Below are 15,828 nucleotides of genomic sequence, written 5' to 3'. Positions count from 1 at the left end.
ACGATGGCAGAAGAAATGGATAAGAAAGCAGCAAAGAAAGCGGAGAAGGCAAGAAAGAAGGCAGAAAAAAAGGCTGCAAAGAACATGGAAACTGATTTGGAAAATACAGAAGAAGAGGAAGGCAGTTCTTCAAAACTGGCAGTTGCTCTGGTAACATTGGTCATCATTATTGTATGGCTGGCAATACTGGCACTGCTGATTAAATGGGATGTTGGAGGATTTGGCTCTACGGTAATGCGTCCACTATTAAAAGATATTCCGTATGTCAACCGGATTTTACCGGACTCTGAGGACGATCTTTCTACGGAAGAGGATTATCCATATAAGAACATGGATGAAGCGGTAGCTTACATAAAAGAACTGGAGCAGGAACTGGCACAGGCACAGCAGGGGAGCAGTGAAAACAGTGCTTATATCGCGGATTTGGAAGCACAGTCCCAGAAGCTGAAAGAATATGAAGCAAATGAGGCTGCTTTTGAAGAAGAAAAAGAAAAATTTTATAATGAGGTTGTTTTTTCGGACCAGGCACCCGATATAGAACAATATAAGGAATATTATGAGAGCATTGATCCGGATAATGCGGAACTTTTGTATAAACAGGTAGTGGAACAGCAGCAGACAGACAGTAAGATATCTGATTATGTTAAGGGCTATTCCCAGATGAAACCGAAGGAAGCAGCAGCCATATTTGACACCATGACAGATAATCTGAATCTGGTGGCACAGATATTGGAAAATATGGATGCGCAGTCAAGAGCTGATATTCTAGGGAAAATGAATTCTGATACAGCCGCAAAGGTGACAGAAATCATGAATCCTTCAGAATAAATAAAATTGAATAAAGAAGAAAGGAGGAAGAATACATGACGAGTGCAAAGATTTCGGGAATGGTATCAACCCCTGGAACTTTAGACACAGGACTTTCCAAAGTGACGGGCACTGTGGAAAAAGGGTTATGTGCAACTGCACAGGCAAGCTTTGCTTCTGTGATGGAACAGAAAACATCCGGTTATGGAAACCAGCAGCTTACCAGTGGAAATCCGGTAGGAAAAGAACCTGCAGCAACAACCACACAGCCGGCAGCTGTAGCAGACAGCGCAAAGAAACTGAATGTAAAGGAGAATTCTCCTACACAGAAAGTGGAAGAGCTGCAGAATCAACTGGAAGACACAAAGGATGCATTTGAAACTGGTGTAAAAGAAATTCTGAAAGATGAACTTGGCGTTTCGGATGAGCAGGTAGAAGATGCTATGTCTATACTGGGATTGCAGTGGATGGATTTACTGAACCCGGCAAGCCTTTCACAGCTTGTGACACAACTGACAGGAACTGAGGATGCCTGTTCACTGCTTATGAGTGAAGAATTCACAAATATTATGCAGAATACAGATGCGTTGGTTCAGAGCTTAAGTGAGACACTTGGAATTTCTAAGGATGAGTGGGTAGCATTACAGAATCAGTTGGCAGAACTGACAGCGGATTTTAACGAAACAGTGGATATGGCAGATGGCGGCGTGCAGGAAATTGCTCCACAGACTGATGCGACAATTACTTCACAGGATACAACAGTAATGGCAGCTACAGTTCAGATGACCCATACTACAGAAGAAACACAGAATGTACAGCCGGAAGAAGAGACAGAAGATGCAGCGCCGGTAATTCAGGTGAATGCGTCAGAGGATGCACAGACTGAAAACAATGTATCAGAGAATGCGTCCGGTGAAATGGGCGAGCCAGCAGCCCAGTCACAGAAAACGAAAGAGAGCAGTGTAAATGAACATGCGCAGAATATGGAATTTCAGGTAAGAGCAGAACAGCAGACTGTAGCACCGGAAGAGGTAAATAAGGTGGCATCCCGTACAACCATTGATGTGCAGGATATTATGAACCAGATTACAGAATTCGCAAAAGTGAATCTCTCTTCGGAAAATTCATCCATTGAGATGCAGCTGAATCCGGAAAATCTCGGAAAAGTATATTTACACATTGCAGCAACCAAAGAAGGAAACATAACTGCAGAACTGGCAGTAAGCAGCGAAACAGTAAAGACCGCTTTGGAAGCACAGATTGCAGACCTTCGAACCAGTTTAAACCAGCAGGGAATCAAAGTAGATGCAGTCGAAGTTACAATAGCAAGTCATGAATTTGAACGGAACTTAGAGCAGAATGCAGCTGGAGAAGAACAGCAGGGCAGTCAGAGAGAAGAATCTGGAAGAACAGCCGGAAGAAGATTGTTCCGTGGAGAATTGGACGAGTTATCCGGGCTTATGAATGAAGAAGAAGCATTGGCAGCCCAGATTATGAAAGACCATGGAAATACCATGGATGTAACAGCGTAGAAAGGAGCACAAAATGATAACACAGCTTATAAAAAACGGTGAGGTTGTGGATACCAGTGCAGAATCAAATTCCTCATCCTCTACTTCCAAAAAATCCGGGGGTAGTCTGGATAAAGATGCATTTTTACAACTGTTAGTAGCACAGATGAAATATCAGGATCCATTGGAACCAACAGATAATACAGAGTATATTTCGCAGCTGGCAACATTCTCACAGTTAGAGGAAACCCAGAATATGCAGGCATCCTTACAGGAGATGGAAGCAAATTCACTGGTGGGAAAACAGGTAGTACTCCGCGTTACATCTTCTGCAACAGGCGAGACATCTGATGTTACCGGAACAGTAGACAGTGTAATCCATGAGAACAATAAGACTTATCTTATGGTAAATAACAACCTTTACTCCATTGACGATTTATATTCTGTTATGGACGACAGTTACATGGATGCAATCAGCCTTGCAAAATCATTTTCACTTGCAATTGCATCATTACCTTCAGCAGATGAACTTACACTGGATAATGCAGGTACACTGACCAACCTTCGGAAAGCATATGACAGCATGACCAGTTATCAGAAGTCATTCATTAAACAGAGTGATATCGATAAACTTGTAAAACTGGAAGAGAAAATGAAACAGTTACAGGCTGCCGCAGGAGAAAACGGTGATAAGACAGAAGGTAACGGTGGTACAGAAGACAAAAAAGATACAGAAGAAACAGGGAAAGCAGAGTAAACCACGGAAGGTTATTAGGGAGATGAAAGCATGAATAAGATAGCAAATCAATTCACTTCCATTGAACAGGTAGCAGACCAGTATCTCAATCCTTCGAAGAGTAATAAAACGCAGCCGGAGCAGGGAGCTTCTTTTGCGGAGGTATTAAAAGAAAAGCAAAAAGCAGCAGATGTTTCCGAAGTGAAATTTTCGAAGCATGCAAGCATGCGGTTGTCTACCCGGAATATCAGTCTTTCAGACCAGCAGAGTGAACGCTTGGAAGCGGGTGTGGAGATGGCTGAGAAGAAAGGAATCAAAGAATCCTTAGTAGTAGTTGATTCGCTGGCATTCATTGTAAATGTACCGAGCAGGACAGTTGTAACAGCAATGGACCAGAATGAATCAGAAAATAATGTTTTTACAAATATTGATGGTGCAGTAATAGCATAGCCGGACCTTATGGAGGCTGTGAGAACCCTGACTGACAGATGGGTTCTGCGTCAGACATCAAATTTAGGAGGTCATTTCATTATGATGAGAGCAATGTATTCTGCTGTGTCAGGACTTAAGACACATCAGACAAAGATGGATGTTATCGGTAACAATATTGCCAATGTAAATACCGTGGCATTTAAAGAGTCCAGTGTAACATTCAGCGAGATTATGTATCAGACAATTTCCGGTGCATCCGGAGCAAATGCAACAACCGGAACCGGTGGAATTAATGCCAAGCAGATAGGTCTTGGTGTAACAACAGGTTCTACTTCCGTCGACATTACTTCCGGTGGAGCAGCCCAGACAACCGGAAAAGCATTTGACTTAAGAATTACAGATAAGGGTAATACAACAAGTTTCTTTGTTGTAAGCAACGGTACTGAAAATCTTTTTACCAGAGCAGGTTCTTTCTATATCGATGGCTCAGGAAATCTTGCCATGACATCTACCGGATACAATGTTATGGGATGGCAGGTAGACCCGACCACCGGACAGATTAAAAAAGACCAGGTATCTGCACTTCGTATCATGCAGGAAAGCAATCTTACTTCTCCGGCAGAAGCAACAACGAATGCAGTTTGTGGTGGTATTGTAGATAAAAACAGTACAGAAATAACCAGTGAAAGTGGATATGCCATGAATTTGAATTTCTTCGATGCATTGGGATATTCCTATACCGCAAAATTTGCAGTCAAAGGTGTAGATACCGATGCCGGAACTTATACCGTTGAGTTGAGTGCTATTTATGATTCTTCCAATAAGAATATCTTAGAAGAGTTTTTGGCAAATGGTGGAAATCTTTCTGATGTATTCGGAGCAAATGCCAGCGGTGGAATTACTAATGCACAGACTGCTTACAATGCAATCAGTACAGAGTGGACAGATACCGGAGCATCTAATTCCTTTGGCGGAAATACATATCATCAGTTCCGTAACAGCAGTGGTGAAATGTACTATATCAATACAACACAGAATGCCGCTACCGGACAGTATGACAGCAAAGTATATCGTGCAATTACTTCAGCCGGTGGTGTAGTAAAAGGATACGAAGCAGTAACGGACGTATCACTTTCTGATATTTATACCGGGTTACAGCCTGGTGCAACCATCAACAGCATTACTGATGGTAATCCACCTACTATTGAAGCAACAGCAGTAAATTACGAACTGAAGTTTGATACTGGTACTGGAAAAGGTAAATTTGTTTCCGTGGGTGACAGCACTAACGGATCAGTCACATTGAACATGAAACAGTTAGGCGACCAGTTTGAAAATATTTCCATTGATTTTACACAGTGTAAGAATTCTAATCATGGTGGAACATCTACTGTTGGAATGGATGCGGGAGCAATTGATGGAACAACCGGAACAGGTAAGAAGCTTGGAGCATTAACCGGTGTATCTGTAGATACCAAGGGTAAAATTTACGGTTCTTACGATAATGGTAATACTGTTCTTTTGGGCCAGATTGCATCTGCCCGCTTTGCAAATGCAGCCGGACTTGAAAAAGTAGGAGATAACTGCTACCGTACTACTTTAAACTCCGGTGAATTTGATGGAATTGGTGTCGAAATTACTTCAAACGGAAGTACCATGAATTCCGGAGAACTGGAAATGTCCAACGTAGACCTGGCTTCTGAATTTACCGAGATGATTACCACGCAGAGAGGTTTCCAGGCAAACTCAAGAGTAATTACTACATCCGATACGCTTCTTGAGGAGTTGATTAATCTGAAACGATAATAAAAATAGTCAGATATAGCGAAAAATAATATAAAAACAGTACATATAGGGGGACTATATTTGATAGTTCCCCTATATATGGTATAATAGAAAATGGAATTGTTTCTAAAATAATTGTAAAAAAAGTAGACATTTTGCTGAAAGTTTAGTAAGATTATATAGAAATGAAAATGAAAATACAAAAAGGTGGGTAACAAGGACCATTTTCAAAAGAATGGTGTTCCCATAATTTTATAGAAATGTAGGTGGATAAATTGGATATAGCATCACTTATTGGTACCTTGATGGGACTTGCAATGGTTTTATTTGGAATTATTCAAAGTGCAGGTGTATCGGCAATATGGAATACATATATGGACTTCCCATCCGCTGTTATTACGATTGGAGGATCTATTGCTGGTGTTCTGGCATGTAACAGTATGGCAGATTTCATTAATGGCTTTAAGTCAGCGGGAAATGCTTTTAAGTTACATAAGAATGACCCGAGTGAGATTATTGGAAATATCATTAATCTTTCAAATATTGCCAGAAAAGAGGGGCTTCTTGCATTGGAAGAAGCAGCGAATGATATTGATGATGACTTTCTGAAAAAAGGAGTTATGCTGGTAGTAGATGGAACTGACCCGGAACTGGTGCGTGGAATTCTGGAAACAGATTTGGGCTGCATTGAGGACCGGCATAAGAAAGTAATCGGCTTCTGGGAAAAGTGGGGAGAATTAGCTCCGGCCTGGGGTATGATTGGTACCCTGATTGGTCTGATTAATATGTTGAAGGATTTACAGGATGCATCTTCCATCGGACCTAATATGGCAGTTGCCCTGATTACAACATTGTATGGTTCGCTGATATCTAACTGGATCTGTAATCCAATTGCATCAAAGATGTCAGATAATAATGCCAGAGAAATTATAATGAAAGAGGTTACCGTTGAGGGACTTTTGTCTATTCAGGCAGGAGAAAACCCTCGTGTAATAGAAGAAAAACTGAAATCATTCCTGTCACCACAGGCAAGAGAGGCTTATAATGCACAAGATGAAGCCGGAGGTGAAGAATAATGGCGAGAAAGAAGCGGGAACCGGAAGCAAAGCCGGCGGCTGGCTGGATAACCACCTTTAGTGATTTGATGAATCTGTTGCTGTGCTTTTTCGTGTTGCTTTTTTCCATGTCTACCGTTGATGCAGAGAAGTTTCAGATGGTGATAGCCTCGCTGCAGAGCAGCTTAAGTATTATGCCGGCAGGCAGTATGAGTATTGGCGAGGGAGAAATGGTGGGCAACGGAATCAGCCAGTTGCCGAATATTGATGTTTTTTTTGAAACGTCCTCAGGAGAGGATGGGGATTCCCAGGGTGGCAAAACAGAAGAGACTGAGACTGAGACAGATGTAGCAGAGCAGTATAAAGAACAGGCATTGTCGGAATCAGAACAAATGGCAGAACAAATCGAGCAGCAGATAGAGGCGGGGGGATTACAGAATCAGGTGGAAGTAGATTTTAATGCTGAGTATGTAAAACTTACATTAAATGGAGCAATATTATTTGATTCGGCAAAGGCAAATATCCGGGAAGATGCCCAGCCGCTGATTGCTAAAATAGGAACTATCCTGGAAAACTATGACAGCAATGTGATTGAAATTGAAGGACATACCGACAATGTGCCAATCCATTCGTCAAAATATGAAAACAATAATGTACTGTCCATGTACCGGGCACTTTCTGTGGCGGATTTTATCCGGGATAATACCACATTGGATCCGGCACTGATTAAATCCTCAGGAAGAGGGGAATATGTTCCTGTAGCAGATAATACTACAGAGGAAGGCAGAGCAAGAAACCGTCGTGTTGAAATTAAGGTATATAATTCATATAATTCCGGCGGCGCTACAGAATAGGAGGAAATGAGATGAAGAAGAACCTTATGTCAGTGCTTATTTTGGCACTGGTTCTGGTGAACCTGATTTTGACAGGAATACTTACAATAACAATCCTGCCGCAAACAAAGAAATCCAATGAGCTGGTAAACAAGGTATGCAGTGCAATTGATCTGGAGCTGGAGAGTGGGGATGGAACTGAGTCTGCCAGCATTCCAATGGACCAGATTGTGACCTATAAAATTGAAGATGCCATGACAATCAATTTAAAAACAGGTGCAGATGGCGAAACTCATTATGTAAAGCTTACAGCATCCATTTCCATGGACAGCAAGAACGATGGATATAAAACCTATGGCGAAGATATGGCTGATCGTGAAACAATTTTAAAAGATACCATTAATAGCGTAATTAATACCTATACAATGGATGAATTTAATGCGGATCGGCAGGCGGTTAAAGACGCTATACTGGCAGAACTACAGAAGCAGTTTGGTTCAGATTTTATCATTGCAGTCAACTTCTCGGAAGTAACTGTAGTATAGGATTAAAAATAGTAAGCATGAAATATAAGGTGGTGAGAGTCCGTGAGCGAAGTTTTATCTCAGAATGAGATAGATAACCTGCTTCAGGCATTGAGCAGCGGCGAGCTGGATGTAGAAGAAATGAAGGACAATGGCGAGAAGCAGATTAAGAATTATGATTTCGCCAGACCTTCCAAGTTTTCAAAAGAACACTTAAGAACACTGGAGATTGTGTTTGAACATTATGGCAGACTGATATCCACAAATCTTCCGGTTTATCTAAGAAAAAATATTCAGGTTGAGGTGATGAACTCTGAAGCAGTTACCTATTCTGAGTTTTCAAATGCACTTTCTAATCCGGTGGTTCTTGGTATTGTTAATTTTTCTCCATTGAAAGGTTCGGTTATTCTGGAGATTGCTTCAAATCTTGCATATGCCATGGTGGATCGTATGCTTGGTGGAAGCGGAGAACCATTAGCGAAAGTCCGTGACTTTTCAGAAATAGAGTTGCTGATTATAGAAAGAATTATGGGAGTCTGCGTCGACCTGCTCCGGGAACCGTGGGAAAATGTTGTGGATTTACATCCAAGACTGGAACGTATTGAAACAAATTCGCAGTTTGCCCAGATTATTTCTCCGAGTGAAATGATTGCAATTGTTACAATTAATGTAAAAATAGGAGATGTTGAAGGTCTGATGAATATCTGCCTTCCGTATCTTACTTTGGAACCTGTTATGGACAAGTTGAATACAAAATACTGGTATTCTACCATGCAGGAAAAAGATGAACAGCGTTATACGGAAGCAATTGAAACTTTGATTTCAAAAGCACCGATACCTGTAAAAGCAATTTTAGGTAACAGCACCATATCGGTAAACGACTTCATGAATTTACAGGTGGGTGATATAGTTAGATTGGACACGAAAGTGGACCAGGAGCTGGATGTTTACGTTGGAAACATTCGTAAGTTTACTGCATTGCCGGGAGCTTCGGGTGATGACTATGCAGTAAGAGTAATGTCAGTAATTAGAGAGGAGCAGTAAGTGATGGATGGAGTACTATCGCAAGAAGAAATCAATGCCCTGCTAAATAATCCGGGTGCATCATCAGATACGGCAGATGGACAGCTGAGTGATTCAGAAAAAGACACAATCGGTGAAATTGCTAATATCAGTATGGGTACCGCAGCAACGACATTGTTTTCGCTGGTGAACCGTAAAGTGGAAATATCCACACCGGTTGTTACCATGGCAAACTGGGACGACGTGGTAAAGGCGTATGAGCGTCCGTGTGTATTTATACGAATCGGATTCACCGTTGGATTGGATGGAAGCAATATCCTGATATTAAAGGAGCATGATGTTAAGGTCATTACAGATCTTATGATGGGAGGAGACGGAACCAATACAGACGTGGAACTGGGAGAGCTTCATTTAAGCGCAATCAGTGAAGCAATGAATCAGATGATGGGTTCTGCAGCTACATCATTATCATCCATGCTGAATAAAAAGATTGATATCAGCCCGCCTGTTGCAGATTTGATTGATCTGACAGGAAATATTGATGAGGGAGCAATTGATGATTTCCTGACACAGCCATTTGTGAAAATCTCTTTTAAAATGGAAATTGGTGATCTTGTGGACAGTGAAATCATGCAGCTGTATCCGGTATCTTTTGCGAGAGAGATGTGTAAAAGTATTACGGAGACCATGACAGGTGGAAATGAACCAATACAGGAAGCAACACCACAGCCGGCACCGGCTCCTGCACCACAACCACAGGCAAGCCAGCCAGCACCACAGCCTCAGCCAATGATAAATCAGCAGCCAATGATGGGACAGCCGATGATGGGGCAGCCAATGATGGGACAACCTGTAGATATGTCGGCAATGTATGCAAACCAGCAGGTAAATGTACAGCCGGCTCAGTTCCAAAATTTTACTGGAGATATGAATGGGGTATTTCCAAAGGAAAATATTGATCTTATTATGGATGTACCATTGGAAGTAACCGTGGAACTGGGAAGAACCAGTAAATCCATTCATGATATATTGGATTTTGCTCCGGGAACAATCATTGAATTGAATAAGATTGCTGGAGAACCAATTGATGTACTGGTAAATGGAAAGTACGTTGCAAAAGGTGAAGTAGTTGTAATTGAAGAAAGCTTTGGTGTAAGAATTACAGAGATTATTAAATAATTAGCAAGGAGATAACTAATATGGCAAAGAGTATTTTAATTTGTGATGATGCAGCTTTTATGAGAATGATGATTAAGGATATCCTTACCAAAAATGGATATACAGTTGCCGGAGAAGCAGAAAATGGAGTAAAGGCAATCGAAAAATATAATGAAGTACATCCAGACCTGGTACTGATGGATATTACCATGCCGGAGATGGACGGAATTCAGGCATTAAAAAAGATTAAAGAAGCAGATGCAAGTGCATGTGTAATTATGTGTTCTGCAATGGGCCAGCAGGCAATGGTTATTGAAGCAATCCAGTCTGGTGCAAAGGATTTTATTGTAAAACCATTTCAGGCAGAACGTGTTCTTGAAGCAGTAAAAAAAGTAGTGGGTTAATATGATATTACTGAGTAGCAGAACATCGGGTGTACAAAGCTTTTTCCAATTGATAGGTGTATTGCTGATATTTGTTTTTGTGCTTGCAATTACATATTATGTAACAAAATGGATTGCCGGATATCAGAAGCAACATAATTTTCAGAAGAATATGCGGGTAGTGGAGATTATGAAACTCACTACAAATAAGTATATTCAGATTATAGAGGTGGGAGAGACCTATCTCGTAATCGGAATCGGAAAAGATGAAGTGACGATGTTAGCACAGCTTACAAGGGAACAGTTAAATGATGTTTCGCTGGAAGATACGGTGAAATATCAGAATACAGGAGAAAGTTTCTCTAACATTATGAAACAGTTCAAAGAACATTTACCGAAGAGCAGGCATAAGGATGAGTAATTTTAAGAAGAAATACTGTCTGGTATCTTTTATATTTGCGGTTATTGCAGTTGTTGTTACACTGGTGGCATTTGTACCACAGAAAGCGTATGCGGCATCTGTAAATATACCTGGGGTAACTGACAGCAGTAATAGTAATCAGTCAACTGAAAATGGCAATGGTCCAGATGGAACAGCATCCTCTGGTAATAATGGACTTTCTGTTAATATTAATAATGGAGAGGGAAATTTATCCGGGACAGTTCGGATTTTTCTGGTACTGACTGTAATTGCGTTAGCACCATCTATTCTTATTATGCTGACTTCCTTTACCAGAATTATTATTGTGCTTCATTTTGTAAGAGCAGCAATTGGAACGCAGACTGTTCCGCCAAATCAGGTGTTGATTGGACTGGCGTTGTTCCTTACCCTGTTTATTATGAACCCGGTTTTCTCACAGATTAATGAAAATGCATTGAAACCGTTGGATGCCGGTGAAATCACGCAGGAACAGGCCTTTGAGGCAGGAATGGAGCCAATCCGTGAATTTATGTTTAAACAGACACAGGCAAAGGATATCAATACATTTTGTGACATTGCCGGCGTGACTTATGAGACACAGGATGATATATCCAATACTGTGCTGATTCCGAGCTTTATTTTAAGTGAGCTGAGACAGGCATTTATTATTGGATTTGTTATATATATTCCGTTTATTGTAATTGACATGGTAGTAGCATCTGTCCTTATGTCGATGGGTATGATGATGCTTCCGCCAACTACGATTTCTCTTCCGTTTAAGATTCTGCTGTTTGTGCTTGCTGATGGATGGAATCTTGTTATCAGGGAACTGGTAGAGACATTTTACTGATGAAAGAGGTGTAGAAATTGATCACACAGGGAGAAGTTTTAGATATTGCAAGGGACGCTATTTATAATATTATTTTAACTTCGGCTCCATTGCTTTTAATATCACTTATCGTAGGCTTGATTATTAGTATTTTTCAGACGGTTACATCTATTCAGGAACAGACGCTTACCTTTGTACCGAAGATTCTGGCTGTATTTGCAGGAATGCTTCTCTTTGGAGCGTGGATGCTGAATAATATGACTGATTTTATGACGAGATTGTGGTCTGATTTTAGTTTATATATCAGTTGATATACAGGTAGAGATAAAACATGGTTAATTATAGTTTCTCACTGCTTACATTTGAATATTTTTTGCTGGTTCTGGTGAGGATTACTTCTTTTGTTTTTTCGGCTCCATTTTTTAGCATGTCGAATACTCCGGGAAGAGTCAAAATTGGTTTCTCAGTATTTGTATCCATCCTGTTGATTGGAGTATTACCTGAAAGCACGATAGAATATGGAGGAGTAATTGAATATGCCACAATTGTCGTGAAAGAGGGAATTACAGGATTGCTGATTGGTTTTGGAGCAAATATTTGTAATTCCATTGTTTTATTTGCGGGTAATATTATGGATTTAAATATGGGCTTGTCCATGGCGACCGAGTATGATCCGGTAAGTAAAACAAATTCTCCGATAACAGGTAATTTTTATAATTATCTGGTCATGTTATTGCTCATGTCCAGTGGAATGTATCAGTATATCTTACAGGCAATTGTTGATTCTTTCACTCTGATTCCGGTAAATGGTCAGAATTTTATGTGGGATTCCCTGCTTCAGACCATGGTTTCTTATATGACGAATTCCATGGTGCTTGGTTTCCGGGTGGCACTTCCTGTTTTTGCAGTGTTAATGATATTGAACTGTATTCTTGGAATCATGGCAAAGATTGCACCACAGATGAATATGTTTTCTGTTGGTATCCAGCTTAAGATATTGCTTGGATTTCTGGTTTTGTTTTTGACGATACAGCTGCTTCCGTATGTATCCGATTTTGTGTTTACTGAGATGAAACGGATGGTTACCGGAATTGCATCAGGAATGCATGGATAAGCTGGTACATGAATAGGAGATTTATATGGAGGAAAGAGATTTACTTCTGAAATATAATCTGCAGTGGTTCGCAAAAGAGGGACCTGGCGGCGAAAAGACAGAGCCGGCAACTGCAAAAAAATTAAAAGATGCAAGAGAAGAAGGAAAAGTTGCAAAAAGCAAGGAATTTTCCGGAGCAGTAGATTTAATTGTTTTATTCCTGGGATTGAAGATTTTTGGAAGCTATGTTTCAGAAAACTTAATGAATGAGTTTTCAGGTTTCTATCGGAAAATCCCGGATATTTTATTAGAAAATAAGACGGGCATGACAGTAAAATCCAGCCATATGCTAATGTCGCAGGCTGTGATTGAAATGATAAAGGCCATGATACCGTTTCTTTTAATCGGAATGGTGGTAACGTTTTTAGTCAGCGTGCTTCAGGTGGGCTGGAAAATAAGCGGGAAGCCATTAAAACCGGAATTATCAAAGTTTAATCCTATCAATGGTTTTAAACGGATGTTTTCCAAAGATTCTCTGTTTGAACTTGTAAAGTCTATTGTCAAAGTGGCGCTGGTCATGTATGTGGCGTATTCCGAGATTAAGGACAGGCAGGGAGAATTATTTGTTATCTATGATATGGAACTGTTGCAGGCAGTTGCATTGATTGCCGGACTTATTGTGGATGTGGGTTTAAAAACAAGCCTGGTTTACCTGATTGTCGGAATCGCTGATTTGATTTATCAGAAACATAAATTCAAAGAAGAAATGAAGATGACCAAACAGGAGGTAAAGGACGAGTATAAAAATACTGAAGGAGACCCACAGATTAAGGGAAGACAGCGTCAGAGAATGCGTGAGGCATCGCAGCGCCGAATGATGCAGGATGTGCCGAAGGCAGACGTAGTCATTACGAACCCGACCCATTATGCAGTTGCGATAAGGTATGATGCGGAAGTATCCAAAGCACCGGTTGTGGTTGCAAAGGGTGAAGATTTTCTGGCTGCAAAGATTAAGGAAGTGGCAAGAGAAAATCAGGTGGAAATTGTAGAGAATAAACCGTTGGCGCGTATGCTTTATGCAAATGTAAATGTCGGAGCAGAAATTCCACCAGAATTGTATCAGGCAGTTGCAGAAGTGCTTGCGATGGTTTACAATCTAAAAGGCAGAAATTAATACGAATTTAAATGAAAGGAGGAAACCGGAATGAAAAAAGCGGATTTTGGTGTAGCAATCTATCTTCTTGCTGCAGTCATATTCTTTATTATTCCGATTCCTTCTATTTTATTGGATGTCATGCTGGCGATTAATATTTCACTGGCAATGATTATTCTTTTTAATGCATTATTTGCAAAAGAAGTGCTGGATATGTCATTTTTCCCGACACTGTTATTGTTTACCACCATATTCCGAATCTCATTAAATGTTTCTTCCACCCGATTGATTTTATCTACCGGTGAACCAGGAAATGTAGTAGAGACCTTTGGGGGCTTTGTAGGTGGTGGTAATCTTGTAATCGGAGCAATTGTATTTATTGTCCTGATTCTGATACAGTTTATCGTTATCAATAAAGGTTCTGAGCGTGTATCTGAGGTAACTGCACGTTTTACATTGGATGCAATGCCTGGAAAACAGATGGCAATTGACGCAGATTTAAATACTGGTGCCATCACAGAGAAGGAAGCAAGAGAACGGAGAACTAAGATTCAGCAGGAATCTAACTTCTTTGGTTCTATGGATGGTGCAACCAAGTATGTAAAAGGAGATGCAACGGCCGGCCTTATTATTACATTCATCAACCTGATTGGTGGAACAATTATGGGAGTCATGAATGGCGGACTGTCTGCCATGGAGGCACTTCAGAAATATGGTATATTAACCATTGGTGATGGACTGGTCAGCCAGGTTCCGTCTCTTTTGATTTCGCTGGCAACAGGTATTCTGGTAACAAAAGCATCCAGTGAAGCGGATTTTGGATCCATGCTGGTAAAACAGCTTTTTGGAATTCCCAAGGTATTGTATATTGTAGGTGCAACGATAACCTTTCTTGGAATTGCAACTCCGCTGAATCCGGTACTTTTCTGTGCGCTTGGCATTGCATTTTTAGCTGCCGGACGGAAGATACAAAAGGATGTAAAGGTGGAAGAAATCGAAGAGGAAACCAATGCAGATGAAACGGCGGCAGAAGAAATCCGGCGGCCGGAGAATGTGGTTTCACTGCTTCAGGTTGATCCTATTGAACTGGAGTTTGGTTATGGTATTATTCCACTGGCAGATGTAAATCAGGGTGGAGACCTTTTGGACCGTGTAGTAATGATCCGTAGACAGATTGCACTGGAACTTGGAACAGTGGTTCCGATTATTCGTCTGCGTGATAATATTCAGTTAAATCCTAACCAGTATATTATTAAGATAAAGGGAATTCAGGTAACAGAAGGGGAAATCCTTTTTGACCACTATATGGCAATGAATCCGGGATATGTGGAAGAGGAAATCACCGGTATTCCGACCTTTGAGCCATCCTTCCATCTGCCGGCAATCTGGATTACAGAGGGACAGAGAGAGCGTGCGGAGAGTCTTGGCTATACCGTAGTAGATCCGCCATCTATTATTGCCACCCATCTGACAGAGGTAATCCGTTCCCATATTGCAGAACTTCTTACCAGACAGGATGTATCTAATCTTATTAGTAATATCAAGGAAAACAATCCTGCACTTGTGGATGAGCTTACACCAAAGCTTCTTAGTATTGGTGAGATTCAGAAAGTCTTACAGAATCTTTTACAGGAGGGCATCTCTATCCGTGATCTGCTTACGATTTTTGAAAATTTAGCAGACCATGCGGTAACAACCAGGGATACCGATGTATTGACAGAATATGTGCGTCAGGGATTAAAACGTGCAATTTCAAGTAAATACTTTCCGGCAAATGAGACAACCAGCGTGGTAACATTAGATCCGAAGGTGGAACAGGAAATCATGGGTTCTGTAAAACAGACTGAGCAGGGGGCTTATCTGACTTTAGATCCGGAGAAGACCAAGAATATTATGGAATCCTTGAAGCAGGAAGTGGCGAAGTTAGAGAATATTGGAAAGAATCCGATTGTCATTACTTCGCCAATTGTGCGGATGTATTTTAAGAAACTCACCGAGGACTATTTCAAAGACCTCATTGTGGTGTCTTATAATGAAGTGGAATCAAATGTGGAATTACAATCAGTAGGGATGGTGACAGCATAA

The 15,828-nt window shown here is 40.8% G+C and carries 17 protein-coding genes; all 17 read left to right on the top strand.

The features are described 5' to 3' along the window. Positions 1–3: 3 nt before the first annotated feature. Entirely contained in the window at positions 4–828 is an 825-nt protein-coding gene (locus DWX96_RS10095; protein WP_118057402.1) for a MotE family protein, read from the top strand. Between the two features lie 35 nt (positions 829–863). Next, positions 864–2,339 (top strand): flagellar hook-length control protein FliK, encoded by a 1,476-nt coding sequence (locus DWX96_RS10090; RefSeq protein ID WP_118057401.1) that lies wholly within the window; start codon positions 864–866, stop codon positions 2,337–2,339. Positions 2,340–2,352: 13 nt separating this feature from the next. Continuing rightward, complete coding sequence (locus DWX96_RS10085) at positions 2,353–3,075, top strand: flagellar hook capping FlgD N-terminal domain-containing protein (RefSeq protein ID WP_118057400.1); 723 nt, start codon at positions 2,353–2,355, stop codon at positions 3,073–3,075. A gap of 30 nt (positions 3,076–3,105) precedes the next feature. Beyond that, positions 3,106–3,504, top strand: a complete 399-nt coding sequence (locus DWX96_RS10080; RefSeq protein WP_022243307.1) for a TIGR02530 family flagellar biosynthesis protein — start codon at positions 3,106–3,108, stop codon at positions 3,502–3,504. Between the two features lie 81 nt (positions 3,505–3,585). Beyond that, on the top strand, positions 3,586–5,292 hold the full coding sequence (locus DWX96_RS10075; protein WP_118057399.1) for a flagellar hook protein FlgE: 1,707 nt from the start codon (positions 3,586–3,588) through the stop codon (positions 5,290–5,292). 254 nt (positions 5,293–5,546) lie between these two features. Further along, entirely contained in the window at positions 5,547–6,347 is an 801-nt protein-coding gene (locus DWX96_RS10070) for a motility protein A (RefSeq protein ID WP_117841168.1), read from the top strand. After that, a complete protein-coding gene (locus DWX96_RS10065) occupies positions 6,347–7,180 on the top strand; it encodes an OmpA/MotB family protein (RefSeq protein ID WP_118057398.1) in 834 nt (277 codons plus the stop codon). Before DWX96_RS10070 ends, DWX96_RS10065 begins: the two co-directional genes overlap by 1 nt. Positions 7,181–7,191: 11 nt before the next feature. Then, the gene (locus DWX96_RS10060) at positions 7,192–7,704 is read left to right on the top strand and encodes a flagellar basal body-associated FliL family protein (protein WP_117699053.1); all 513 of its coding nucleotides are present in this window, start codon (positions 7,192–7,194) and stop codon (positions 7,702–7,704) included. A gap of 42 nt (positions 7,705–7,746) precedes the next feature. After that, complete coding sequence (gene fliM, locus DWX96_RS10055; RefSeq protein WP_117699052.1) at positions 7,747–8,727, top strand: flagellar motor switch protein FliM; 981 nt, start codon at positions 7,747–7,749, stop codon at positions 8,725–8,727. Between the two features lie 3 nt (positions 8,728–8,730). Then, entirely contained in the window at positions 8,731–9,885 is a 1,155-nt protein-coding gene (fliY, locus tag DWX96_RS10050) for a flagellar motor switch phosphatase FliY (protein ID WP_117699051.1), read from the top strand. 20 nt (positions 9,886–9,905) lie between these two features. Then, a complete protein-coding gene (locus DWX96_RS10045) occupies positions 9,906–10,268 on the top strand; it encodes a response regulator (RefSeq protein ID WP_117699050.1) in 363 nt (120 codons plus the stop codon). Position 10,269: 1 nt separating this feature from the next. Further along, positions 10,270–10,668: a flagellar biosynthetic protein FliO gene (locus tag DWX96_RS10040; RefSeq protein WP_118082998.1), complete on the top strand. Its 399-nt coding sequence runs from the start codon at positions 10,270–10,272 to the stop codon at positions 10,666–10,668. Continuing rightward, positions 10,661–11,518, top strand: coding sequence for a flagellar type III secretion system pore protein FliP (fliP, locus tag DWX96_RS10035; protein WP_117841165.1), 858 nt, complete (start codon positions 10,661–10,663; stop codon positions 11,516–11,518). Before DWX96_RS10040 ends, fliP begins: the two co-directional genes overlap by 8 nt. A gap of 20 nt (positions 11,519–11,538) precedes the next feature. Then, positions 11,539–11,808, top strand: coding sequence for a flagellar biosynthesis protein FliQ (gene fliQ / locus DWX96_RS10030; RefSeq protein WP_197420812.1), 270 nt, complete (start codon positions 11,539–11,541; stop codon positions 11,806–11,808). A 20-nt stretch (positions 11,809–11,828) separates the two neighbouring features. After that, complete coding sequence (gene fliR / locus DWX96_RS10025) at positions 11,829–12,611, top strand: flagellar biosynthetic protein FliR (RefSeq protein WP_118057397.1); 783 nt, start codon at positions 11,829–11,831, stop codon at positions 12,609–12,611. Positions 12,612–12,636: 25 nt separating this feature from the next. Then, a complete protein-coding gene (flhB, locus tag DWX96_RS10020; protein ID WP_118057396.1) occupies positions 12,637–13,764 on the top strand; it encodes a flagellar biosynthesis protein FlhB in 1,128 nt (375 codons plus the stop codon). A 30-nt stretch (positions 13,765–13,794) separates the two neighbouring features. Next, positions 13,795–15,828 (top strand): flagellar biosynthesis protein FlhA, encoded by a 2,034-nt coding sequence (gene flhA, locus DWX96_RS10015; protein WP_022243294.1) that lies wholly within the window; start codon positions 13,795–13,797, stop codon positions 15,826–15,828.

This window comes from Roseburia sp. AF22-2LB (assembly GCF_003461125.1).
GTDB lineage: Bacteria > Bacillota > Clostridia > Lachnospirales > Lachnospiraceae > Roseburia_C > Roseburia_C amylophila.
Note: the sequence above shows the minus strand (reverse complement) of the source record. Positions and strands in the feature narration are given on the sequence as shown.

What these genes read in the sequence shown, in the direction of transcription:
- DWX96_RS10040 (WP_118082998.1), top strand. Translation starts at nt 10,270, where the DNA reads ATGATATTACTGAGTAGCAGAACATCGGGTGTACAAAGCTTTTTCCAA.
- DWX96_RS10045 (WP_117699050.1), top strand. Translation starts at nt 9,906, where the DNA reads ATGGCAAAGAGTATTTTAATTTGTGATGATGCAGCTTTTATGAGAATG.
- DWX96_RS10085 (WP_118057400.1), top strand. Translation starts at nt 2,353, where the DNA reads ATGATAACACAGCTTATAAAAAACGGTGAGGTTGTGGATACCAGTGCA.
- DWX96_RS10065 (WP_118057398.1), top strand. Translation starts at nt 6,347, where the DNA reads ATGGCGAGAAAGAAGCGGGAACCGGAAGCAAAGCCGGCGGCTGGCTGG.
- fliR (WP_118057397.1), top strand. Translation starts at nt 11,829, where the DNA reads ATGGTTAATTATAGTTTCTCACTGCTTACATTTGAATATTTTTTGCTG.
- DWX96_RS10075 (WP_118057399.1), top strand. Translation starts at nt 3,586, where the DNA reads ATGATGAGAGCAATGTATTCTGCTGTGTCAGGACTTAAGACACATCAG.
- flhB (WP_118057396.1), top strand. Translation starts at nt 12,637, where the DNA reads ATGGAGGAAAGAGATTTACTTCTGAAATATAATCTGCAGTGGTTCGCA.
- DWX96_RS10090 (WP_118057401.1), top strand. Translation starts at nt 864, where the DNA reads ATGACGAGTGCAAAGATTTCGGGAATGGTATCAACCCCTGGAACTTTA.
- DWX96_RS10095 (WP_118057402.1), top strand. Translation starts at nt 4, where the DNA reads ATGGCAGAAGAAATGGATAAGAAAGCAGCAAAGAAAGCGGAGAAGGCA.
- DWX96_RS10080 (WP_022243307.1), top strand. Translation starts at nt 3,106, where the DNA reads ATGAATAAGATAGCAAATCAATTCACTTCCATTGAACAGGTAGCAGAC.
- fliY (WP_117699051.1), top strand. Translation starts at nt 8,731, where the DNA reads ATGGATGGAGTACTATCGCAAGAAGAAATCAATGCCCTGCTAAATAAT.
- DWX96_RS10060 (WP_117699053.1), top strand. Translation starts at nt 7,192, where the DNA reads ATGAAGAAGAACCTTATGTCAGTGCTTATTTTGGCACTGGTTCTGGTG.
- fliP (WP_117841165.1), top strand. Translation starts at nt 10,661, where the DNA reads ATGAGTAATTTTAAGAAGAAATACTGTCTGGTATCTTTTATATTTGCG.
- flhA (WP_022243294.1), top strand. Translation starts at nt 13,795, where the DNA reads ATGAAAAAAGCGGATTTTGGTGTAGCAATCTATCTTCTTGCTGCAGTC.